Annotated in this window: 16 protein-coding genes and 2 tRNA genes; 11 read left to right on the forward strand and 7 right to left on the reverse strand. The window is 31.7% G+C overall.

Translation table 11 applies throughout. From position 1 onward, the window contains the following. The first annotated feature begins 15 nt into the window (after window positions 1-15). From sufB to sufD, 3 genes are read left to right on the forward strand one after another with little or no spacing between them, the layout of a single operon-like run. Entirely contained in the window at window positions 16-1464 is a 1449-nt protein-coding gene (sufB, locus tag Q1A46_RS16460) for a Fe-S cluster assembly protein SufB (RefSeq protein WP_299681316.1), read from the forward strand. A gap of 59 nt (window positions 1465-1523) precedes the next feature. Continuing rightward, window positions 1524-2276, forward strand: a complete 753-nt coding sequence (gene sufC, locus Q1A46_RS16465; protein ID WP_299622219.1) for a Fe-S cluster assembly ATPase SufC — start codon at window positions 1524-1526, stop codon at window positions 2274-2276. 25 nt (window positions 2277-2301) lie between these two features. Beyond that, on the forward strand, window positions 2302-3615 hold the full coding sequence (sufD, locus tag Q1A46_RS16470) for a Fe-S cluster assembly protein SufD (protein ID WP_299681319.1): 1314 nt from the start codon (window positions 2302-2304) through the stop codon (window positions 3613-3615). 98 nt (window positions 3616-3713) lie between these two features. On the opposite strand, the gene Q1A46_RS16475 is transcribed toward sufD, so the two are convergent. Next, window positions 3714-6248, reverse strand: coding sequence for a trypsin-like peptidase domain-containing protein (locus Q1A46_RS16475; RefSeq protein WP_299681321.1), 2535 nt, complete (start codon window positions 6246-6248; stop codon window positions 3714-3716). 387 nt (window positions 6249-6635) lie between these two features. Here Q1A46_RS16475 and Q1A46_RS16480 point away from each other — a divergent pair, with 387 nt between their 5' ends. The 4 genes from Q1A46_RS16480 to Q1A46_RS16495 all read left to right on the forward strand — a co-directional run bounded on the left by Q1A46_RS16480 (window position 6636) and on the right by Q1A46_RS16495 (window position 15169). Continuing rightward, window positions 6636-7349 (forward strand): DUF547 domain-containing protein, encoded by a 714-nt coding sequence (locus Q1A46_RS16480; RefSeq protein ID WP_299681323.1) that lies wholly within the window; start codon window positions 6636-6638, stop codon window positions 7347-7349. A 192-nt stretch (window positions 7350-7541) separates the two neighbouring features. Further along, window positions 7542-8327: a DUF547 domain-containing protein gene (locus tag Q1A46_RS16485; protein WP_299681326.1), complete on the forward strand. Its 786-nt coding sequence runs from the start codon at window positions 7542-7544 to the stop codon at window positions 8325-8327. 186 nt (window positions 8328-8513) lie between these two features. Then, window positions 8514-11738, forward strand: coding sequence for a starch-binding protein (locus Q1A46_RS16490; RefSeq protein WP_299681329.1), 3225 nt, complete (start codon window positions 8514-8516; stop codon window positions 11736-11738). A 71-nt stretch (window positions 11739-11809) separates the two neighbouring features. Further along, complete coding sequence (locus Q1A46_RS16495; protein WP_299681332.1) at window positions 11810-15169, forward strand: starch-binding protein; 3360 nt, start codon at window positions 11810-11812, stop codon at window positions 15167-15169. Between the two features lie 65 nt (window positions 15170-15234). On the opposite strand, the gene Q1A46_RS16500 is transcribed toward Q1A46_RS16495, so the two are convergent. After that, window positions 15235-15606, reverse strand: coding sequence for a VOC family protein (locus Q1A46_RS16500; RefSeq protein ID WP_299681335.1), 372 nt, complete (start codon window positions 15604-15606; stop codon window positions 15235-15237). A gap of 11 nt (window positions 15607-15617) precedes the next feature. Continuing rightward, on the reverse strand, window positions 15618-16496 hold the full coding sequence (locus Q1A46_RS16505; RefSeq protein ID WP_299681337.1) for a DUF4349 domain-containing protein: 879 nt from the start codon (window positions 16494-16496) through the stop codon (window positions 15618-15620). A 116-nt stretch (window positions 16497-16612) separates the two neighbouring features. Between Q1A46_RS16505 and Q1A46_RS16510 the strand changes: the two genes are divergently transcribed. Beyond that, complete coding sequence (locus Q1A46_RS16510; RefSeq protein ID WP_299681340.1) at window positions 16613-17506, forward strand: hypothetical protein; 894 nt, start codon at window positions 16613-16615, stop codon at window positions 17504-17506. Further along, window positions 17503-17970, forward strand: a complete 468-nt coding sequence (locus tag Q1A46_RS16515; RefSeq protein ID WP_299681342.1) for a hypothetical protein — start codon at window positions 17503-17505, stop codon at window positions 17968-17970. Before Q1A46_RS16510 ends, Q1A46_RS16515 begins: the two co-directional genes overlap by 4 nt. Before the next feature lie 2 nt (window positions 17971-17972). Here Q1A46_RS16515 and Q1A46_RS16520 read toward each other — a convergent pair whose 3' ends face one another. The 4 genes from Q1A46_RS16520 to Q1A46_RS16535 all read right to left on the reverse strand — a co-directional run bounded on the left by Q1A46_RS16520 (window position 17973) and on the right by Q1A46_RS16535 (window position 23947). After that, window positions 17973-18620, reverse strand: coding sequence for a hypothetical protein (locus Q1A46_RS16520; RefSeq protein WP_299681345.1), 648 nt, complete (start codon window positions 18618-18620; stop codon window positions 17973-17975). Window positions 18621-18680: 60 nt separating this feature from the next. Beyond that, window positions 18681-19889: a DUF418 domain-containing protein gene (locus tag Q1A46_RS16525; RefSeq protein WP_299681348.1), complete on the reverse strand. Its 1209-nt coding sequence runs from the start codon at window positions 19887-19889 to the stop codon at window positions 18681-18683. Between the two features lie 82 nt (window positions 19890-19971). Beyond that, window positions 19972-21180: a 2-oxoglutarate dehydrogenase complex dihydrolipoyllysine-residue succinyltransferase gene (odhB, locus tag Q1A46_RS16530; RefSeq protein ID WP_299681351.1), complete on the reverse strand. Its 1209-nt coding sequence runs from the start codon at window positions 21178-21180 to the stop codon at window positions 19972-19974. 40 nt (window positions 21181-21220) lie between these two features. Continuing rightward, window positions 21221-23947, reverse strand: coding sequence for a 2-oxoglutarate dehydrogenase E1 component (locus tag Q1A46_RS16535; RefSeq protein ID WP_299681354.1), 2727 nt, complete (start codon window positions 23945-23947; stop codon window positions 21221-21223). Window positions 23948-24146: 199 nt separating this feature from the next. Here Q1A46_RS16535 and Q1A46_RS16540 point away from each other — a divergent pair. Together Q1A46_RS16540 and Q1A46_RS16545 are read left to right on the forward strand one after the other, a co-directional pair. Continuing rightward, a tRNA-Asn gene (locus Q1A46_RS16540) sits at window positions 24147-24220 on the forward strand. A 207-nt stretch (window positions 24221-24427) separates the two neighbouring features. Next, window positions 24428-24501, forward strand: a tRNA-Asn gene (locus Q1A46_RS16545). Window positions 24502-24580: the final 79 nt, after the last annotated feature.

A 24580-nucleotide genomic window follows, 5' to 3' on the forward strand; every position in this document is an offset into this window, starting at 1 on the left:
ACTGAAAACTTGACGATGAGTAAATATACAGAAGACGATTTAAGAGAAGAGTTAAAAACCAAAGAATATGAATATGGTTTTTATACTGATATAGAAAGTGAAACATTTCCTAAAGGATTAAATGAAGATATAGTTCGTGCTATTTCTAAAAAGAAAAACGAACCTGAATGGATGACTGAATGGAGATTAGAAGCTTTTAGAATTTGGCAAGAAATGGAAGAGCCAGAATGGGCTAATGTTAATTATGAGAAGCCTAAATTCCAAGATATCTCATATTATTCTGCACCTAAGCAAAAACCAAAATTAAATAGTTTAGATGAAGTAGATCCAGAAATGCTAGCTACTTTCGAAAAACTAGGTATTTCTTTAGAAGAACAAAAACGTTTAGCTAATGTTGCAGTTGATATCGTTATGGATTCTGTATCTGTAGCTACTACTTTTAAAGAAACTTTGGCTGAAAAAGGAATTATATTTATGCCTATTTCAGAAGCCATTCAAGAACATCCAGAATTAGTAAAGAAATATATTGGTTCTGTAGTTCCACCAACAGATAACTTTTATGCTGCATTAAATTCGGCGGTTTTCTCTGATGGATCTTTCTGTTATATTCCTAAAGGAGTTCGTTGTCCTATGGAATTATCTACGTACTTCAGAATTAATGAAGGCGGAACAGGACAGTTTGAAAGAACTTTAGTAGTTGCTGATGAAAGTAGTTATGTATCTTACTTAGAAGGATGTACTGCACCTCAACGTGATGAAAATCAATTACACGCAGCTGTAGTTGAATTAATTGCAATGGATGATGCAGAAATTAAATACTCTACAGTTCAAAACTGGTTCCCTGGTGATGCTGAAGGAAAAGGTGGAGTTTTCAACTTTGTAACAAAAAGAGGTTTATGCGAAACAAACGCTAAGATTTCTTGGACTCAAGTTGAAACTGGATCAGCTGTTACATGGAAATACCCTAGTTGTGTATTAAAAGGAAATAACTCTGTTGGAGAATTTTATTCAATTGCAGTAACTAACAATTACCAACAAGCAGATACAGGAACAAAAATGATTCACTTAGGTAAGAATACGAAGTCAACTATCATTTCTAAAGGTATTTCTGCTGGTAAATCACAAAATAGTTATCGTGGTCTAGTTCAAATAGGTTCTAGAGCAGAAAATGCAAGAAACTTCTCTCAATGTGATTCTTTATTAATGGGTAACGAATGTGGAGCACATACATTCCCTTACATTGAAGCTAAAAATAAAACGGCTCAAATAGAGCACGAAGCAACTACAAGTAAAATTGGTGAAGACCAATTATTCTACTGTAATCAACGTGGTATCGATACTGAAAAAGCCATTGCACTTATTGTAAATGGATTCAGTAAAGAAGTATTAAACAAATTACCGATGGAATTTGCTGTAGAAGCACAAAAATTATTAGAGATTTCTTTAGAAGGAAGTGTCGGATAATTCAACAAATAATTAAAACAAAATTAGAAATCAAGCTTTAAGCTAATAGCATAAATAAGATGTTAAAAATTCAAAACTTACACGCAGAAGTAGAAGAAAAGTCAATCTTAAAAGGATTGAATTTAGAAGTAAAGGCAGGAGAAGTACACGCAATTATGGGACCTAACGGAGCTGGAAAAAGTACAATGGCTTCTGTTATTGCAGGTAAAGAAGAGTATGAAGTAACTTCTGGAACTATTGAATTAGAAGGTGAAGATATTAGTGAATTAGCACCTGAGGAAAGAGCACACGCTGGAGTATTTTTATCATTCCAATATCCTGTAGAAATTCCTGGGGTAACTGTAACAAATTTCGTTAAAACATCTATCAACGAATCAAGAAAGGCACAAGGTTTAGAAGAAATGCCTGCTAAAGAAATGTTACAAAAGATTCGTGAGAAATCTGAATTATTAGAAATTGATCGTAAATTCTTATCACGTTCTTTAAACGAAGGATTTTCTGGAGGTGAAAAGAAACGTAATGAGATTTTTCAAATGGCAATGTTAGAACCTAAATTAGCAATCTTAGATGAAACAGATTCTGGTTTAGATATCGATGCATTACGTATTGTTGCTAATGGTGTAAACAAATTAAAATCTAAAGACAACGCTGTTATTGTTATTACGCACTACCAACGTTTATTAGATTATATCGTGCCAGATTATGTACACGTTTTACACGATGGAAAAATCGTTAAGACTGGAGATGCTTCTTTAGCCTTAGAATTAGAAGCTAAAGGATACGATTGGATTAAGGAAGAAGTGAACTCGTAATTCATTTCAAAAACAACACTAGAGAATGGAATTAAAAGATAAATTAATATCATCATACGTTGCTTTTGAAAATGGATTGAATGTAAATTCTGACGTTCATGATATTAGATCAAAAGCGCTTCAAAATTTTGAAAAGTTAGGCTTTCCTACGAAAAAATTAGAAGCATGGAAATACACTTCTTTAAATTCAGTTTTAAAAGAAGATTATAGTTTATTTCCTAAAGCTGAAAAAGCTGTTGAATTAGCAGATGTAAAGAAATATTTCATACATGATATTGATACGTATAAAATCATATTTATCGATGGAAAATATAGTTCTTTTTTATCTGAAACTACTCACGATAATATCGATGTTTGCTTACTATCATCGGCTTTAGATAAGGCAAAATACAAACCAGTAATAGAAAACTATTTCAATAAAATAGCAAAAGAAGACAATTTAACATCGTTAAATACTGCATTTGCTAACGAAGGAGCTTACATTCATATTCCTAGAAACGTTGAAGTAGAAAAACCTATACAAATTATCAACTTTACTACTGGGGCAGAAAACGCGACTATGTTACAACCTCGTAACTTAATTGTTGCTGATAGAAATGCTCATGTACAAATTATTGAGCGTCACCAAAGTTTAACTGACCATCCAGTATTAACGAATTCTGTAACTGAAATTTTTGTTGATACTCATGCAAATGTAGATTATTACAAAATTCAGAATGATAACATTAATGCTTCTTTAGTTGATAACACTTATATAGAACAACAAAAAGAGAGTGTTTGTTCTGTACATACTTTCTCTTTCGGAGGAAATATTACTAGAAATAACTTAAACTTTTACCAAAAAGGAGAACATATCAATTCTATTCAAAAAGGAATTACTATTCTTGAAGGTAAACAACATGTTGATCATCATACATTAGTTCATCATATTGAGCCAAACTGTGAAAGTCATCAAGATTATAAAGGGATTTACGGAGATCGTTCCACAGGAGTTTTTAATGGTAAAGTAGTTGTTGAGAAAGAAGCTCAAAAAACAAATGCTTATCAACAAAACAACAATGTTTTAATTAGTGATAAAGCAACTATAAACGCAAAGCCTCAATTAGAGATTTTCGCTGATGATGTAAAGTGTTCTCATGGTTGTACGATTGGTCAATTAGATGATCAAGCATTATTTTACATGCAACAAAGAGGAATTCCTAAGAAAGAAGCTAAAGCTCTTTTAATGTATGCTTTTGCTAATACTGTTTTAGAAAGTGTTAGAATTCCAGAAGTAAAACAAAGAATTAATAAATTAATCGCTAACAAACTAGGAGTTAACATCGGTTTTGACCTATAGATTTTTTAGTATTTAATTTTAAGAATAAAATAAAAACCCTCTTGATTTTCAAGAGGGTTTTCTAGTCAATTCAATTAATAATTATACTACTCTATTTATTACTTTTCAATAATAAATTTCTTACTAGTTTTTGCAAACTTATTTTCTACTCTTAAAATGTAAACTCCAGCGTTTAACTCATTTGTTTCAATTGCTTTTGCTTCATTTACATTTCCTTTTTTAACAACTTGCCCTAACATATTTACTACAGCATAAGAAGCGTCTTTTAAACTTCTATCTGGCCCTAATATTTGCAATGTACTTCCTCTCTTTAATGGATTTGGAGCCAATTGAATTGCTGTAAATAAATCTTCATCTTCATCTCCTAAAACATCTATTCTAGTTCCGAAAGATTCAGCAACTATTACATTTGCATTTTCACAAGATCCTTCATAAATTCTAACATTAGAGAATGTAGAATTATTTCCAGAACCTCCATCATTATCATTAATAAACACTAAACGATCCATATTTCCTGTGTAAGAACTTCCAACAGGTATTGTATACGTTACAGTTCCACTTGTGTAATTATCATAGTTAGTTACACCATAATTTTGAGTACCATGTACTTTAAAATAACGAGAAGATGTTAATGTATTATCATCCTCAAAACCAATTCCGTGAATTTCTCCTTGAGATGTACTAGAAAATTGGAATTCAATTACTGTATTTGCGGTAACTGTATAGTTCATTGGTAAATACTTCCAAGTATTATTTGTTAATGTTAAAGAAGCTCCAGAATTACCTACTGAAGAATTACCATCTGCATCTTGATTAGAGAATGAAGTAATTGAGAAATCATTGAAATTTAAAGCAGCACAAGCTGGAGGATTTGGATCTCCACCACCACTAGTTAATGATAAATCATCGATTGCAATATCACTAGACCAACTAGAACCTGTTGTTCCAACAAAACGTAATCTTACTTCACTCTGTCCTAAATAACTACTTAAGTTTACAGAAACACTATTCCATTGGTTTCCTTTATTTCCAGAATCATTCCATAAGCTAGACCAAGTTGCTCCATCTGTAGAAGCTTCTAAACGTAAAGAACCTACACTTGTACCATACATATGATTACTAAAAGAAAAAGTAGCAGAAGACAAACTAGAAAGATTAAAACATGGACTCTCTAAAATTGCTGTTGCGTTAGAACCTATTTGACCAGTACTTCCGTTTGTAGAAGCTTCTAAGAACAAGTAAAAACTTCCATCAGCACCAGCACTTGGTCCTGTTCCAGAAGAAGGTGTACCAGAAGCATCTCTTACCCAATTTCCATCATCTCCACTAGCTTGAGTCCAACCTACATTAGATTCAAAACTTTCTCCGTATGGAAAAGAACTTACTGAAGAAGAGCACTGTGTTGGATTTGGTGGATTTCCTCCTCCACCATTTCCATCTACACCATCATTTGGCATATCATTTCCTATAGAAGAAATTAAATCGTCACTTCTACCAAATGAACCATTAGGACATTCACCAGTATTGTGAATAGCTAAAACTAAATGAGAATTATAATCAATTACTGGAGAACCAGAACTTCCACCTTCCGTATCTGCAAAGTAGTTAATTGTTTTTTGAGGTACACGAGGAGTTGCACAGTTTCCTACACAATTTACAGTAGAAAAACCACTATCTGTATTCACAGAAATTTCCTTTCTTCTTCCTCCTGGGTGTTGAGGAATATAAATTCTATCACCAGCTGAAGGCAAAACAGAACTTAAACTTAAAAAACCATAAGTCGCTGTTGGATTTGTTGGTAATTTAACTAACGTATAATCTAAACCAGAACTTGTTTTAATGAAAGTTGAAGAAGAGGCTACAACATCTGAACTCGCAGCACTAGTACCAGAACAATTATTATTTTGAAAATTAAAAACAAAATCTGTGTTTTGAGCTGCAGAAGACGAACCGATACAGTGGTTATTAGTCATTAAGTGTCCTTCACTACCTAACAGCCATCCAGTACAACTACTACTACCATTAATAATTAAACGACAAACAGCTTTTGCTTTTTCAAACATTTCTGTTCCTTGATAACAAGCTATTTGCTCTTTATTATCACTAGAACATATTGCTCTACTTTGTAATGATTTATTATCATCAAATATCTTAGCTAATTTTTCATTACTAAATCCATAAGCTACTCTAGAGATTTCAAATCCTTTATGATTATCTATTTTACCATAAGAATATAATTTTACCTCTACTTTATCATCAAATAATACTTTAGACCAAAAATCACTAATCATAGTCATATCACTATCAACAATTTTTCCTTTACCTCCATAGATAATTTTTTCACCAGTAGTCATACCTGTGATTTCTACATAATCACCTGGAGCTAAGTCAAAATCTTTGAAATATAATTTCACATAAGAAGAATTTTCAGAGTGAAATTCTTTTTTAAACACCATATCTGGTTTCCCATTAATGTTCTTAAATTTTAATTCTTTTAGTTCTTGATAACTTCTTGTCATCTTAACATTAGAATCAAATTCATCTCCAATTTTAAATGCTTTTTGCGCTTTTATACTATATGCACATAGAAAAGTAGTGGCAAAAAAAGCCACTTTGAAAAAGAGTTTTTTCATTTTTGAAGGGTTTATAGTTGGTTAATTACTTATCAACAAATCTATAAATTATTCATAAAAAATACAATTTTTTATCACAAAACAAACAAAAATCATGATTATTTTTAACTTTTTAACTCAAACGTTAAACAAAATTCATTTTCATGTTTTAAACTAAAAACAAACTTATTTTAAAAAAAATCATCAACATTTGTTAATTTTTAATAATTAAACTAAATCATTGATAAACTCTAGTAAAACCTGATTTTTTGAACTTAAAAAAAGTTCAAACTTTAACAATTTTTATTTCTTTTTTTGTTTTTTTTTATTCTGAAACTGTAATGTCCTTTTTTTTAACACGTCTTAATCATTGTAAATAAATTCCCCGAGCGGATAAATTAATACAAAATGAAAAAACTATTTATTACTTTACTATTCAGCGCATTAACTTACAATGCTCAGTCTCAATCTAACGAAGTCTTTGACGCACTATTAAAAACTTATGTAACTTCTGATGGAATGTTAGATTACAAAGGTTTACGAAAAAACAAAGCCGTTTTAGACATCTATTTAAATCAACTTGAATCTACAATACCTACAAAAAAATGGTCTTCTAAAAAAGCCAAAGCTTTTTGGATGAATGCCTATAATGCTTACACTATCAAATTAATTATAGATAGTTATCCTTTAAAAAAATTAACTGACATAAAAATAAAAGGAAGAAATGCGTGGAAATTACCATTTGCTAAAGTTGGAAAACAAACCTATTCTTTAGACTATATTGAACATAAAATTTTAAGAAGATGGCATGATGATGCAAGAATCCATGTAGGTGTAAATGCAGGATCTGTGTCTGGACCTAAGTTCCCAAATTATGCTTTTACTGCAAAAAATATAGATGAAAAGTTAGAAAGTTTAATGACTGACTTTATAAATGATTCTTCGAAAAACAAAATCACTTTAACAGAAATTAAAGTTTCAAAAATATTTGAGTGGTATCAAGAAGATTTTACATCGAACACTACGTTAGTAGACTATATAAACAAATACTCTAAAACTAAAGTAAATGATAACGCTAAGGTTTCTTACTTAGAATACGATTGGAGTTTAAATGACAAATAAGAACACCTAAAGTGTCCCTTCTTAATAAATAATACCCTAAGAATAATTCCCAAAAACGAGTAGTGTTAAACTACTCGTTTTGTTTTTACAAAAAAACTGAATTTACAATTAAAATTTTAGTAATCAACACAATACTCTTATTAATAAATAAGTATATTAGAACAGCAGATTGACTAACTCAAATTCTTAATTATGAAAAAAATCATTTTCATTGCATCAGTAATACTAATTACAAATACCTTATTTAGTCAGACAGAAAATTATGATACTATCCTGCAAAATAATGTAGATAATCAAGGAATGATAAACTATAAATCAATCCAAGAAAACCCAGATGATTTAAATACTTATTTAGAATATTTATCAAATACAATACCTACAGAAAGTTGGAGTGAAAACAAAAAAAAAGCATTTTGGATAAATGCATATAATGCTTATACCATTAAAATAATAATAGATAATTATCCTCCTAAGAAAAAAGTTGATATTGAAAAAAAACAAAACTCTAATAATGCAGTTAGTTTTGTTATTACAAATACAATAAGTAATAGTATAACTTTTATAAAAAAAGACGGAAAAGATGCTTGGAATTACCGTTTCGCAAAAATTGGTGGTAAATTATATACGTTAAATGAGATTGAGCATGGAATAATTAGAAAACAATTTAATGATGGACGCATACATGTTGGATTAAACGCAGCTAGTTATTCAGGACCAAAATTCGTTAACTATGCTTTTACAGAAAATAACATCGATCAAAATTTAGAACAACTCACTAGACAATTTATTAATGATTCTACAAAAAATAAAATTTCAAATACTGATATAGAAATATCTAAAGTTTTTGAATGGTATCCAGAAGATTTCAATATGGGAAATATCATCACTTTTATTAACAAATACTCAAACGTGAAAGTACTATCAAATGCCGAAATAAAATACATGAATTACAATTGGAAACTTAATGACCAAAAGTGATTTTTTTCACTTTTTTAATAATGAAATAAAATATCTTACTTTATTTATCAACACGAAATCGATTTCGATTCTAATCACTGAATAAAAGGCAATAAATAATAGCTAAATTGTCGAAAATGTAATTAATACTGCAGATAATTACATTTTTATCAACCTTCAATTTATTACAAACAAACCCTATTATTCATGAAAAAAACTTACCGAAAATTAAGTTTTGTGGCTTTGTTGATTGCCACATTGACTTTTAGTAATGTTTACTCTCAAGTTGATTTTAGAGAAGAAACAATTTATTTTCTACTTACCAGTAGATTTAATGATGGAGACCCCAACAATAATGCTCCCACAGAATGGTCTTCATACAACCCTGACCCAGACATCAATTCAAGTATTACAGATCCAAACGATGTAACTTGGCGCGGTGATTTTAAAGGTCTAATTGAAAAGTTAGATTACATTAAAGATTTAGGTTTCACAGCAATTTGGGTTACTCCAATTGTACATAACCGAAGTCCGTTAGATTATCATGGTTATCATGCTTGGGATTTCACCAAAGTAGATCCAAGATTAGAATCTCCTGGTGCAACATTTCAAGATTTGATTAATGAAATTCATGCAAGAGACATGAAAATCGTTCTTGATGTAGTTACCAATCATGCCGGACGATTTGGGATTAAAGATGTTGCCGAAATTAAATATAACACAGACCCCGCAAAACCTTGGGCTGCAGACGACAATCCGAATTGGGAATATGATGGAATTACACCAAATCCAGACGACGGATTAATTTGGAGTAGAGCAAATCTTGCCAAAATGCCAGCTCCATATAATCAAAACTTAGCAGCTTATAATTTCCCAGGAAAAGAAAGTTATGTTGATACTAGTGATCCTGATTGGTATCATCATTCTGGCAATGGTTTTGCGCAAGGATTCGACGATGTCGAAAACTTACAAAACAGAGCACTTGCAGGAGACACTCCAGATTTAAACACTGGAAGTCAAAAAGTAAGAGACTACTTAGTAAATGCCTACAGAAAGTATATTGAAATGGGAGTTGATGCTTTCCGATGGGATACGTTAAAACATATGAGTAAAGAAGATGTTTTATATTTCTTTGATGCTTTTAAAACTATAAATCCTGATTTATTCATTTTTGGTGAAGTGGCTCAAAAAAGACATGAGTTGCATCCAGTGGAAGAAACAAATCCGCACTATTATACTTGGCGTGGTGCTGTTAATAATTCTGCTCCATTAGATTTAGCCGTAATCGATTTTTACGGGGAAGCTACTTTTCACGGAACTTTTGAAGAAGGTCAATCGTTTCCTACAGTAAAAGCTGCAGCTAGATATGATAATTTATATAGTGATCCGTCAACATTAGTTACATGGTTAGATAACCATGATTTTGGGCCAAATAATGACTGGAACAGACGTTATGGTGGTACAGATGAGAACTTAGCGGCTTGTATGAACTTTATGTTTACTTGGCGCGGAATTCCGACAGTATATTACGGAACTGAAATGCGTTTTAAAGCTGGAGAATTTGCTGATATTCATAATGCAGCTGGTATTCAAGAATCTATTGATAAAACAGGTAGAGCCTATTATGGTGATGTAATGGATCAAGCTCCAAATCATCAAATCTACCAGCAAATTAAAAAGTTAAATGCAATGCGTCGTGCTATTCCTGCTTTACAAAAAGGAAATTGGGAATGGAAAGAAGCTCCTGGAAATGCAGTTTCGTACAAAAGAGTTCATGGAAACAGTGAAGTTGTTGTAGGTTTAGCTAAAGACGGTGGTGCATCATTTTCAATTTCTGGTGTTCGCGACGGAGTTTACAGAGATGCAGTAACTGGTAGAGAAGCTTTTGCTTCTGGTGGAAGAATCAATTTTTCTGTAACTTCTGGTTCTGCGGGTATTTATGTGTTAAACGGACCTGGTTTAATCGGACCTTGTGGTGGTGGATATTTTGAAAATTGTGTAAACGGACCAAGTAAACCAATTGTAAATATTAATCCAAGTAACACAAGATCTGAAGATCCAATACAAGTTTCTATGGAAGCTTTTGGTGGAAGTGGAAACTTAGAAATCTTCTTCACTACCGATAATTCAAATCCTAGTAGATCTAGTACTAGATATTCGGGTTCATTTACCATTAATAACTCTACAACAATTAAAGCTATTGCTTATGATAGTAGCGGAATTGCTTCTGATGTAATTACAAAATCTTTTGTTATTGGTCCGATTGAAGGATTACATGTATACTTTAAAAAACCAAACTCATGGTCTCAAGTAAATGTACATTATTGGAATGAATCTCCTGATGTTTTACCACCAAGTAATTGGCCTGGTCCGCAAATGAGTAGAATTGGAAATACAGATTGGTACGAATATATTTTCGATGGTGTTAGTAGTACAAATCTATTATTCAATGATAATGGAAACACTAAAACTGATGATTTATCTAGAGATAGAGATGGTTGGTTTGATAATGGAGCTTGGCATGATACTGATCCTAGAGATTCAAATCCAGATAACCCTGACAATCCAGACAACCCTGATACATCAGATTCAATGACTGTGTATTACAAAGGAAACTTATCAAATCCTACTGTATATTTTTGGAATACAAGTCCGGGATCACAAACTACTTCATGGCCTGGAGAAAATATGACTGATATTGGTAACGGATGGTATTCGTATACCTTAAATGGTGTGGGATGTACAAATCTTATTTTTAGTCAGAATGGAGCAAATAAAACATCAGATTTACAACGTTGTGGAGATGGATGGTATTTCAATGGAACTTGGTATGATCAAAATCCAGAAAATCAACAAGGAGGAAGTAATGATTTAAAAATATATTTTAAATCTGATAATTTTAGTAATCCAGAAATTTACTTCTGGTCTGTTTCACCTTCAAACCTAACTACTAGTTGGCCAGGTGAAACTATGCAATTAGAAGCTAATGGTTGGTATAGCTATACTTTATCTAATACAGACTGCGCAAATATTATTTTCAGTAACAATGGAAGTTCTCAAACAGCTGATTTATCAAGATGTACTGATGGTTGGTATTATAATGGAACTTGGTATGATCAAAATCCGAATACTGCTTCAAGAAGCATTACAACTAGTAACACTGGCTTAATTTCAGATACCATGTTAATTTACCCAAATGCTTTAAATGAAAAGTCTGTGGTAGAAATAACAAATTCGACAAATAATTCGCTTGTAAAAATTGAATTCATCAATATTTATGGAGCATCTCAAACTATTGTTAATTCTAAAATAGATTCTGGAATTCACAAATTTAAATTAGATGAAATTCAAAGTCGTTTGGCTAGCGGAATTTATTTCTGTAGAGTTACTTTGAATGGAAAATCTATGATTAAAAAAGTTATTAAGAAATAACAACCTATAAGCCACCTTATGTAAAATCGGGTGGCTTCCTATTTAACCTTTTATTTAAAAAATTAAAACTAATGAGAACACTTTTAATAAGTTTTTTCTTGCTATTCAGTCTTTTTGTAGTGGGACAAAACGAAAATCGAGATAAACCCTTTAGCTGGGATAACTCTACTGTATACTTTGTAATCCAAGATCGTTTTGAAAACGGAAAAACAAGTAATGATCAATCTTATGGAAGAGGAAAAGATGGAAATGGAAATGATTATGGATTTGATGAAGTTGGTAATTTCTATGGAGGAGATTTCGTTGGATTAACTCAAAAAATCAACGAAGGGTATTTTGATGACTTAGGAGTTAATGCCATTTGGTTTTCTGCTCCGTATGAACAAATCCATGGATGGGTTTCTGGTGGACAAAATGGAGAATTTAGACATTATGCATATCATGGTTACTATGGATTAGACTGGACTGAAATGGACGCTAATTTTGGTACAGAAGATGAATTTAGAGCTTTTGTAGATGCAGCACATAATCGTGGCATTCGTTTGGTTATGGATGTGGTAATGAACCATGTTGGTTACAATACATTACACGATATGCAAGAGTTTAATTTTGGTTGTGCAAATGATAGTTGGAAAGGTTGGAGACCTTCAAACGGTCAAAATTGGGCAAGTATTCACGATTTATTTATCAATTATTCCAACGGTTGTAATAACTGGGGGAATTGGTGGTCTGGTGATTGGATGCGTGCAGGATTACCTGGATATCCTTCTCCAGGAGGAAGTGAGCTTACGCAAACTTTAGCTGGTTTACCCGATATCCTTACTGAGTCTAACTCTGAAGTTGGATTACCACCTATTCTACTTAGAAAATGGTCTTCAAGCAAATTAGCTCAAGAACAATCAGAATTAAATGACTTTTTTAACAGAACAGGATATCGTAGAACGGTACGAAATCACTTCGTAAAATGGTTAACTGACTGGGTTAGAGAATACGGAATTGACGGATTTAGAGTTGATACTGAAAAACATGTAGAAGGAGAATCGTGGAGAATTTTAAAAGAACAAGCCGTAATTGCTTTACAAGATTGGAAAAATAATAATCCGACTAAGAAAATAGATGATTTACCATTCTGGATGGTTGGAGAAAATTTTGGTTACGGATTTGGAAGATCTCAATATCATATTGATAATGGTTTTGATGGTTTAATCAACTTTGATTTTCAAGGAAGAGCTGGAAACATAAACGATTTAGAAAATATTTATTCTAGTTATGCAAACTCGATCAATTCAGCTTCAGATTGGAATGCTTTAAGTTATATTTCTTCTCACGATACTTCTTTATTTGACAGAGGAAACTTAATTAATGGAGGAACTAGTTTACTATTAGCTCCTGGATCTGTACAAATTTTTTATGGAGACGAAACAGGAAGACCAGAAGGCCCAAGAGGTGGTGATCCACACCAAGGAACTCGATCTTATATGAACTGGAATAACATAAACACCAATGTTCAAAACCACTGGCAAAGATTAGGACAATTTAGAAGAAATCACCTAGCTGTTGGTGGAGGAACTCACCAGAGATTATCTAGTAGTCCGTATACATTTTCAAGAACACTAAATGATGATAGAGTTGTAGTTGTTGTAGGTGCATCTGGTAATACTTCAGTGAATGTATCTTCTCTATTTCCTAACGGAACCGAATTACGTGATTTTTATACAGAAGCTGTAGCAATAGTATCAAACGGATCTGTTACTTTCAATGCTCATAGTAATGGAATCATCTTAATAGAAGAAACAAATCCTACAAATCGTCCTTCATTAGTAGTTACACCTGAAAGTAGTTATGATCCAGATGCTATCACGATGACTGCTTCAGCAACGGATAAAGAAGATCCAAATCCGACGATATATTACACTACTGACTTAAACTTAAGTACAGATAATTTAAACAATTGGACAGTTTATACTGGCGATGTAACTTTTACTGAAACTGTAGATGTACAAATCGTAGCTCAGAATGCAAACGGAGAATTATCTTCTGTAGTAACTAGAAAATATTCTATTGGTGAAATTGATGGATTTACACTGTATGCTTTTTCTGATTGTGGTGAAGTTCCTAAAGTTTATTATTGGTTAGAAGAACCAAACGTATTACCAAATATAGCTTGGCCTGGTGTAGAAATGATTCCTTTAGGCGAAGGTTGTGAAGGCTGGTACAAATATGAATTACCAGGAATTTTGAGTACAAATTACATTATCAATCAATGTGGTGGACAAACAGAAGATTTATTCTTAGATAGTCAAATGCCTGTTCCATGTACAACAGGAAATCAAGCTCCGAGTTTATCTGTAAGTCCAGTTGGTGGTGAATACACTATAGGAGAAACAGTTGAAGTTAGTTTAACTGCTACAGATAGTAGTGATCCGAATCCTGTAATTAGATATACTGTAGATGATTCTACACCAACAAGTTCTTCACCAATTTATAATGGGCCGATAAGTATCACAACAAACACGACTGTAAAAGCAGTTGCTTTTGATGCAGAAGGTTTAGCTTCAAATATTATTTCAGAAACTTACACTTTTACTGAACAATCGAGTGGTATGACAGTGTATTATAAAGGAAATCTTACAAATCCAAGTATTTATTTCTGGAATACGAATCCTGCTTCTTTAACTACATCTTGGCCAGGAGAAAACATGACTGATATTGGTAATGGTTGGTTTTCTTACACTTTTGATGGAGTTGATTGTACCAACTTAATTTTCAGCAATAATGGAGCAAATCAAACAGCAGATTTACAACGTTGTGGAGATGGTTGGTATTTCAATGGAACTTGGTATGATGAACAACCAAATAGCAATGATTTAAAAATATATTTTAAATCGGATTCTTTTAGTGATCCTGAAATTTACTTCTGGAATACATCTCCATCGAACTTGACTACATCTTGGCCTGGAGAAACTATGCAGCAAGAAGCTAACGGTTGGTATAGTTATACTTTTACAGATACGAATTGTGCAAATGTAATTTTTAGTAATAATGGAAATTCTCAAACTGCTGATTTATCTAGATGTTCTGAAGGTTGGTATTACAACGGAACTTGGTACGATCAAAATCCGAATACACTTTCATCGAGAAACATTACGCCAGACAACACGAAATTTCTTTCAAATGAAATGCTGATTTATCCTAATGCATTAAATGAGAAATCTGTAGTAGAAGTAACGAATTCTGAGGATAACACGCTCATTAAAATTGAGTTCATTAATGTGTATGGAACTTCTCAAACTATTGTTGACACTAAGATAAATTCAGGAATTCATAAATTTAAATTAAATGAAATCCAAGATAGATTAGCAAGCGGAATCTATTTTTGTAGAGTTACTCTAAATGGAAAATCTATGATTAAAAAAGTGATTAAAAAGTAAACACTTGTATGCTTGTCAGATGGAGCGGATAGTATATCTCTATTCCGCTCTAACTGACTTTCATTTTATACGTGTTGATCTATTAAAATTGTGTTTCCATCAGGATCAAAAAACACAATACTTGCAGGACCAGTTGTAGTTTCATCTGTTTCTTTTTCTAATTTAACCTGATTCTCTTTTAAGTGTTTTTGAATCGTTCTTACATCATCAAATTCTTCTAAATTATTTGCATTTTCATCCCAACCTGGATTAAATGTTAGAATATTGTTTTCGAACATTCCTTGAAATAAACCAATCAACGAATTTCCATTTTTCATGATTAGATAGTTTCGTTCCATTTCTCCAGCGAATATTGAAAAACCTAGTGTTTCATAAAACTCTTTTGATTTTTTTAAGCTTTTAACAGCCAAACTTATTGAGAAAGCACCTAATTTCATTGTAAGAAAATTTAGTTAATATCCTCTAATTTAGTCTTTTTTCTTTTTCTGTATAACAAAAATCCCACAACACCTATTAAAATCACTGGCCAAATGTGTACTAGAGTTAGCACTAAATTCTCAAAAAAAGCCCAACCAAAGGAAATCGCTCGCTTAAATTTACTACCAAAAGTTTCTGTTTTTACTTTTGAAGCTTTATAAGGAATTTCTTCATATAATTTTACATGAATTGTACTTAACATCACTCTATTTGACAAGTATTTCAATCGACCTTGTGCTGCTTCTATTTCTTCCTGAATAGCCCCTAACTTCTCTTCTGCATAGATAACATCTTCTACAGTTTTAGCTTTCTTCTTTAATATGGTTTCGTATCGTTCTTTAACTTGAAGTTTTGTTGCTAGTCTTGTTTCTATATCTAAAAATTCTTCAGTAACATCTTGGGTACTCACATTTTCATGATCTAAAACTTCAGCATAAGTACTAATTGAATCTAATAATACATCAAAATATGCTTTCGGTACTTTAATTGTAAAATTATTTCGCTTTTGATAAGAAGTGTTTTCATATCGCAAATTTGCTATGTAAGCATTGTACTTTTCTAGTAAAGTTTTTATTTGTGCAGTTGCTTTTTTTACATTTTTAACTTTAAGTTTTAACTCACCAGTTTTAATAATTTTTAATTTCTGCTTTTCAATAGTTTCAATAGTTGACTTATCTTTTACTTCTTCTGAAACAGCAAATGTTTTCAAATCATTTTCACTTGCATAGCTTTCTGAAACAGAAATATTTTCATTGTAAGATGGAGATTTGTCGCTACACGCAAAAACTTGTGATAACACAAGAAATAAACAACACCTTTTTAATTGAGTTTTGATTGAATAAACTTTCATAACTTTATATTTAATAATTCGTTTTACAAACCTATTTTTGTTGCTATACATAGCCTTGTAAAATACTTGTAAAAGCTTTGTAAACTATTTTACAAAACAAAAAAGCTATTAGAACTTTGGAGAAAACCGAATCTTATCACTTTGATTTACTTAAAAAAGAGCTTGTTGTTACTTTTTTAAAAACGCATAGCGCTCCAAAAAACATTGAAGATTGGAAAGGAGAAAATATTGTTCTTTTTCAGGAAGATTTATTCGCTAAAGTAAAAGGAAAAGTAAGTGAAAAATGGTTTTACACCTATTGCAAGAATACTTCTGATAAGTTACCAAGAATTGATATTTTAAATTTATTAAGTAAGTATATTGGTTACGAAAACTGGAATGATTTCGTCACTAAAAACGAAAAAGAAAGAAGTAACATTATTCCTAAAAAACCTGTACTCCTCGGAATTTTAATTCTTTTAATTAGTATTATCGGATGGACTTTAGTAAAACCTAAAACTAATGAATTTGTATTCTGTTTTGTAAACCAAATTACAGATATTCCAATTACCAAATCACATTTAAATATTACCGTACTATCGAAAAAAGAATCTCCTTTGTATTTTAAAACAGACAGTTCAGGTTGTTTTCGATACAAAACTACGGCTAAACAAATCACTTTTGTTGTGAGTTCTCCTTACCATAAAACAGACACTATTACGCGTCGTATTGTATCTAATAGTAATAATAAAGTAAAAATTGCTTCTGATGATTATTCTTTAATGTTAGATTATTATGCAAATAACAATGTGAAAGACTGGAAGGTTCGTCAACAACACTTAAATAATTTAATTGCACAAAATGCTAAAATCTATCGTTTTTACGGAAATGACTTAGGCGTAGAAGTATATTCAAAATTAAACTTTATTCAGCTGATTTCTACTCCAACGAATACTTTAAAGAAAATTAAAATTCTTGATAAAATTATTGAGCATGGAAAAATTGTTAAACTTAAATTTATTGTACAATGAAACAGTTAATCTACATAATTTTAGTTTTACTATTTGTGTCTTGTGCGAATAAAGAGATGAATAAAACCTATGATTTCACTACTGAAAGTTATACCGAAACTTCTGCTTTAAAAATCACAAAACATGAACTCTTAACAGAGAAATTCAATCAGTATTTTGATTTACTGAAACTGAAAGCCACTCATCCTGATTTTGAAGAAAATATAATCACTCAACTACAAGAATTATCTCAGAATGAAATATTTGAAATCAATTCAGTTAAAGAGGCTAAAATTGAAAACATTCAAGTAACTGATCAAATTATTATTGTATCTGATTCTATTGAAAAAATTAAAATTAATTATGATTTGGTTACACCTAAATTAACCGTAAAGGATTCAATTTACGCCTACAAAACCTCTTCTGAAATAACTATAGATGGTGTTACTTTTCCTAGCTTAAAAATTAAATTTTCTAAAGAATAACTTTATTTCTTCACGTTTTTTATCACTGCTCTCATTAAAAAATAATATGCTGTATTGTATAAGACAACACTTAAAATGATAAAAAACAATGACGTTCCTGTAATTTTTTTAGAACCTGATAAAGCATCAGAAATAATAAAAATTATTATAGCTAATAACATTTCTCTATTCCCAAAACCTCCTCCTTTTGTTGTGAATACTGAAAAAGCTGCTGATAATAACAACAACAAACCTAAAGTTGTAATTATAGATAAATAATAAAACAGACTATCTACATATAATGCGTACAATACAATTCCGAAAAAAGTAGAAGTAATTCCCAATACCTTAAAAAAGGTGATATAATCAATTTTTGTGTTTAAATCGAAAATTAGCTTCAACCAGGTAAAGCGTAAAGCAATTAAACTTAACATTCCTAACAAGGTGTAATCATCTAAAGAAAACAAAACACCTGTTAAAACAATAAAAAATGACAATATCCAAAAACTTAATTTGACCTGTTTTTTAGAAAAATATCCATATAATACAACTGCAATTAAGCTTAAAAATCTTGGTAGCCATAACAAATCTTTAAAGCCGAATAAAATAGTGGAAACATCAATGATGCTAAACGAAATAAACAAAGCAAAAAATAAATGCTTAGGGTGCATTATGAGGGAATTTATAAAAATGAAACGATAAATATATAAAATCCTTACATAAGCACGTAATCAATTATCTCTTTTTAGCTTAAAAAGCTTTTTATAAGTTAAACACCTCCACAACCATTCTAATGGACCAAATTTAAAATAGTACAACCATATTTTACTGGTAACAATCTGAAAAACAAAAACTAGTAGTGCTATTAAAAAAGTTTGTGAGGGGCTAAAAGTTTCATACAGTGATAAACCTACAGAAGAAAATAATATCAAACCAATAAAACTATGCATTAAATAATTCGTTAATGCCATTTTACCTACATATTTTAAAGGTGATAAAACATTTTTAAATTTTGTTTTATACCATAACCAACCTATTATCCATAAATAAAACAATCCCATAATTACATCTGAGACGACCATCAACTTTATAAAAAGTTGCCTTACAACATCAATTTTATAGACATCTAATTTTACCAATACATAAAGAAATAATATTCGATATACATTAGAAATAACTGTTATAATTAGTACCGGCTTTTTAATGTTAATTATAAAACTTTCTAGAGATTCATATATCTTATTTTTTCCTAGATACAATCCTAATAAAAACATTGATAAAGCTATTGGAGCAAGAAACCCAATTAACATAGGAAAATTCGCTCCATATTCTAAAAACCGTAATTGCATACCTTCAAAATAAGATCCGTTTCTTATTATATTTCTTACAGATTCTCCTGAATGGTTTATTAAAAATTGGCTAGAATCATAACCTATAACATTAAATAATTGCTCAAACACAAAATCGTAAAAAGGAAAGAGTAAAAACAACAATGATAATCCTAAAATCAATCGGTTAGATTTTTTAATAAAAAACACCGTTAACAAACCCAGAAAAGCATACATATTTAATACATCTCCAGACCACAGTAAACTGATATGTAAAAGTCCAAACAAGAATAAGAAGAACATTCTCCTCATAAAAAAAGCAGTGCTTATTTTTCCTTTTTCAGCTAGTTTAATAGCTTGCATAGAAATCCCTAGACCAAATAACAAAGAGAAAATTGGAAAAAACTTAGTATAAAAAAATAACTGCAAAATTTTCTGAGTAATAACATCAACATTAGATGTCCATTGAATAGCGAATTCATCTTGATTTAAAAATGTAGAATTCATGATCACGATATTCACGACAAAAATTCCGAGAATAGCAAACCCTCTGTAAACATCTAATAATTCTATTCTTTTTGTTGTAGCAATTTTTGAATCTTGTAGTTTCATTTTCTTGGTTAATCATGTGGCAAAAAAAATCCTACACTGTTTAGGCATAGGATTTTTGATTTTATATTCGCTATAAAGAAAATTACATTTCTAAAGCTTTCTTAATATCTCCGTTCATTAGTAATTCTACAGGATTTTCTAAAGCCTCTTTAACAGCAACTAAGAAACCTACAGATTCTTTACCATCAATAATTCTGTGATCGTAAGATAAAGCTACATACATAATCGGACGAATAACAACTTCTCCGTTTTCTGCAACTGGTCTGTTCACAATATTATGCATTCCTAAGATTGCACTTTGTGGAGGATTAATAATTGGTGTAGATAACATAGATCCAAATACACCGCCATTTGTAATTGTAAATGTACCACCTGTCATTTCATCAACAGTAATTTGACCTTCACGAGCTCTGATAGCTAAACGCTTTACTTCACTTTCAACACCTCTAAACGTTAAATTTTCAACATTTCTAATTACAGGTACCATTAAACCTTTTGGTCCAGAAACCGCAATTGAAATATCTTGAAAATCGAAAGAAACCATTTCTTTACCGTCGATCATAGAGTTTACTGCTGGATACATTTGTAATGCTCTTACACAAGCTAATGTGAAGAAACTCATGAATCCTAAACCAACTCCATGCTTCGCTTTAAAAGCTTCTTTATATTCGTTACGTAAATCGAAAATTGGCTTCATATTAACTTCGTTAAACGTAGTTAACATAGCTGTTTCATTCTTTACAGAAACTAAACGCTCTGCAACTTTTCTACGTAACATCGATAATTTCTTACGCTCAGAACCACGAGCTCCCATTCCTGGAGTTCCCATAGATGGAACAGCTTTTACCGCATCTTCTTTAGTAATTCTTCCGTCTTTTCCAGTTCCTTTAACAGTAGCGGCGCTAATTCCTTTTTCAGCTAAAATTTTCTTAGCTGCTGGCGATGCAGTTCCTGTTGCATATGTATCTTTTGCTGATTCAGCTTTAGGAGCTTCTTTTTTCTCTTCTGCTTTTGGTGCATCTTCCTTCTTCTCTGCTCCACCTTCTGGTTTAGCAGCACTCATATCGATATGACAAACTACAGCACCAACTGCTACAGCATCTCCTTCTTCTGCTTTTAAAGTGATAATTCCGCTTTCTTCCGCTGGTAATTCTAACGTAGCTTTGTCAGAATCAACTTCGGCAATTGGTTGATCTTTTTCTACATAGTCTCCATCTTCAACTAACCAAGTTGCTATTTCTACTTCTGTAATTGATTCCCCCGGAGAAGGAACTTTCATTTCTAAAACCATCAGTATTAATTTTTATATCTGAAATTTATTTTATTCTTTTTTATTTATCAAAAACTTTAGCAATAATTGCTTTATGACGCTCTTCTGAACGTTTTTTAGAACCTGCAGCTGGAGCAGCTCTGTATGCATCTGAAACGCATTCTAATCTTGCGTGCTCAAAACGCTCTAACATGTGCGACCAAGCTCCCATATTTTTAGGTTCTTCCTGTGCCCAAACATAACTTTCAACGTTTGGATACTTATCCATAACTTCTTTGATTTTGTCGTTATGTAATGGGAATAATTGCTCAATACGAACTAAAGCAACATCTTCTCTACCTAATTCATTACGTTCAGCTAATAAGTCGTAATAGAATTTACCCGTACAGAATACCATTTTCTTCACTTTAGCTGTATCGATTGTATCATCGATTACTTCTTGGAAAGTTCCTTCTGCTAATTCTTCAATTGTACTTACTGCCGCCGGTAAACGTAATAAACTCTTAGGAGTAAATACCACTAAAGGTTTTCTGAACTCACGTTTCATCTGACGACGTAAAATGTGGTACATGTTTGCTGGTGTAGAACAATTTGCGATTGTCCAGTTATCTGTTGAACAAGACTGTAAGAAACGTTCTATTCTTGCTGATGAATGTTCAGGTCCTTGACCTTCATATCCATGAGGTAATAACATTACCAATCCGTTCTGTAACTTCCACTTATCTTCTGCTGAAGAAATATATTGATCGAAAACGATTTGTGCTCCATTAGCAAAATCACCAAACTGTGCTTCCCAAATTGTTAAAGTATTTGGTGCAGCCATTGCATAACCGTAATCGAAACCTAAAACTCCGTATTCAGATAAATGAGAGTTGAAAATTGTTAACTCTCCTTTATTTTTAGGATTTGTGTTTAATAAGTTTACACGCTCTAAAGTATTTTCATCACGCATGATCGCATGACGGTGAGAGAATGTTCCTCTTTCTACATCTTCTCCAGAAATACGAACATTATAACCTTCTTCTAATAAAGTTCCGTAAGCTAAATTTTCGGCAGTACCCCAATCTAACTCATTCTTTTCAAACACCATATCTGCACGTCCTTTTAAAATACGTTCAGCTTTACGAACAAACTTATGTCCGTCTGGTGTAGATGAAATTACTTTTGCAATATCTTTTAATGCTTCAACAGAATACGTTGTATCTGTTGGTTGTAACATATCTTCTAATTGCTTACGTACGAATCCGTCCCAAACGTCTGGCATGAAATCTTGAATCTTTGAAGTTGTTTTCTTCTTCGACTCTGTAAACTCAGCCTCTAAATGCTCTTTGAATTCGTCTGTAATTTGTTTTACATAATCTTTAGTTATTGATCCATCTTCTAATAACTTTGCTACGTAAATTTCTTTTGCATTTTTATGCTTCTTGATTAATTGATATAATTTAGGCTGTGTGAAACTTGGCTCATCACCTTCGTTATGACCATATTTACGGTATCCTAATAAATCAATAAATACATCTTTTTTGAATTTCGCTCTGTATTCCACAGCAATTTGCATTGCATGACAAACAGCCTCTGCGTCATCTGCATTAACATGTAATACAGGAGACAATGTTACTTTTGCAACATCTGTACAGTATGTACTAGAACGAGCATCTAAATAATTCGTTGTAAAACCAACTTGGTTATTAACTACAACGTGAATTGTTCCACCCGTTTTATATCCGTTTAATTGTGCCATTTGCACAACTTCATACACGATACCTTGACCTGCGATTGCAGCATCACCATGTACTAAAATTGGAAGAATTTTGGAATCATCTCCATCATAATCTAAATCAACTTTAGCTCTAACAATTCCTTCAGCAACCGCATCTACAGTTTCTAAGTGAGAAGGGTTAGGAACTAAGTTCATTTTCATCTCTTGACCACCTCTATATGATTTACTTAACGTAAGACCTAAGTGATATTTTACATCTCCATCGATAGTTTCATCTTCGAAATCTTTTCCTTCAAACTCGCTAAATAAATCACGAACAGGTTTTTTAAAGATATTCACTAATGTATTTAAACGACCACGGTGAGCCATACCTAAAACACACTCTTGAACTCCATATTTTTCAGCAGCATCACGAAGCGCCACACTAATACCTGGAATTAAAGTTTCTCCACCTTCAACAGAGAAACGTTTTTGACCTACATATTTTGTTTGTAAAAAACTCTCGAAAGTAGAGGCTTGATTTAATTTAGATAAGATATATTTCTTTTCCTCTAAATTATAACTTGGGTGATTATCGTTTTTATTCAAACGATCTTGCCACCATTTAATCTCTTCTGGATTTCTAAGATACATATACTCTACACCAATACTATCGCAGTAGATGTTTTGTAAATGCTTAACGATTACAGATAACGTTTGCGGGCCAATACCTAAAATTTGTCCGGCATTAAATACCGTTGTTAAATCTTGATCCGTTAATCCGAAATTTGCTAAATCTAAAGTAGGCGTATACTTTCTACGCTCTCTTACAGGATTCGTTTTAGTGAACAGGTGTCCTCTGGTACGATATCCATTTATTAAATCGATTACTAGAAACTCTTTACGAACTTCTTCAGGAATCTCTATCTCTTCTTCATCAGTTAACGAGTAATTCTCGTTTGCTAAATCATATCCTTGGAAAAAACTTCTCCAACTTGGTTCAACAGCATCTGGGTTTTTCTGATATTGTTCATACAACTCTGAAATAAAACCGATGTGTGCTGCATTTAAGAACGAAAACTTGTCCATATAAAACAATTGTACTTTTCTGTAATAAGAATAACTAATACAAAAGTACAACTTTTAGTAAAATAGCATTCTTTAATTTTAAGATTTTAATTTTGAGACACTAATTAAAAAAAAAATGTTTTTTTTCACTAAAAAGTTTGCTAAATAAAAAAATGATGTTATATTTGCACTCGCAAAACACAAATCTTGTGTCGCAAACTCCTCCTTAGCTCAGTTGGTTAGAGCATCTGACTGTTAATCAGAGGGTCCTTGGTTCGAGCCCAAGAGGGGGAGCAAAAAAGTCCAGCAGAAATGTTGGACTTTTTTTATTGAATTTATTTTCAAAAAACTCACATCTGATTATTATTCTATCTCATTCATTCTTAACTCATTTAATTCTTCCAACTAAATTTCTTCAAAGAATTACGTAAAATAACGTTTGCTGAATAAAAAAATGATGTTATATTTGCACTCGCAAAACACAAATCTTGTGTCGCAAACTCCTCCTTAGCTCAGTTGGTTAGAGCATCTGACTGTTAATCAGAGGGTCCTTGGTTCGAGCCCAAGAGGGGGAGCAATGAGTCGTCCTAAAATAGGTTGACAGTTTTAAAAAGTATTATTTAAACCAGAGAAGCTAGCTTCTCTGGTTTTTTG

It is taken from the genome of uncultured Tenacibaculum sp., from assembly GCF_947502995.1.
In the GTDB taxonomy this organism is placed as follows: Bacteria; Bacteroidota; Bacteroidia; order Flavobacteriales; family Flavobacteriaceae; genus Polaribacter.

Coding starts and splice junctions, on each gene's coding strand:
- sufB (WP_299681316.1), top strand. CDS start 16: ATGAGTAAATATACAGAAGACGATTTAAGAGAAGAGTTAAAAACCAAA.
- sufC (WP_299622219.1), top strand. CDS start 1,524: ATGTTAAAAATTCAAAACTTACACGCAGAAGTAGAAGAAAAGTCAATC.
- sufD (WP_299681319.1), top strand. CDS start 2,302: ATGGAATTAAAAGATAAATTAATATCATCATACGTTGCTTTTGAAAAT.
- Q1A46_RS16475 (WP_299681321.1), bottom strand. CDS start 6,248: ATGAAAAAACTCTTTTTCAAAGTGGCTTTTTTTGCCACTACTTTTCTA.
- Q1A46_RS16480 (WP_299681323.1), top strand. CDS start 6,636: ATGAAAAAACTATTTATTACTTTACTATTCAGCGCATTAACTTACAAT.
- Q1A46_RS16485 (WP_299681326.1), top strand. CDS start 7,542: ATGAAAAAAATCATTTTCATTGCATCAGTAATACTAATTACAAATACC.
- Q1A46_RS16490 (WP_299681329.1), top strand. CDS start 8,514: ATGAAAAAAACTTACCGAAAATTAAGTTTTGTGGCTTTGTTGATTGCC.
- Q1A46_RS16495 (WP_299681332.1), top strand. CDS start 11,810: ATGAGAACACTTTTAATAAGTTTTTTCTTGCTATTCAGTCTTTTTGTA.
- Q1A46_RS16500 (WP_299681335.1), bottom strand. CDS start 15,606: ATGAAATTAGGTGCTTTCTCAATAAGTTTGGCTGTTAAAAGCTTAAAA.
- Q1A46_RS16505 (WP_299681337.1), bottom strand. CDS start 16,496: ATGAAAGTTTATTCAATCAAAACTCAATTAAAAAGGTGTTGTTTATTT.
- Q1A46_RS16515 (WP_299681342.1), top strand. CDS start 17,503: ATGAAACAGTTAATCTACATAATTTTAGTTTTACTATTTGTGTCTTGT.
- Q1A46_RS16520 (WP_299681345.1), bottom strand. CDS start 18,620: ATGCACCCTAAGCATTTATTTTTTGCTTTGTTTATTTCGTTTAGCATC.
- Q1A46_RS16525 (WP_299681348.1), bottom strand. CDS start 19,889: ATGAAACTACAAGATTCAAAAATTGCTACAACAAAAAGAATAGAATTA.
- odhB (WP_299681351.1), bottom strand. CDS start 21,180: ATGGTTTTAGAAATGAAAGTTCCTTCTCCGGGGGAATCAATTACAGAA.
- Q1A46_RS16535 (WP_299681354.1), bottom strand. CDS start 23,947: ATGGACAAGTTTTCGTTCTTAAATGCAGCACACATCGGTTTTATTTCA.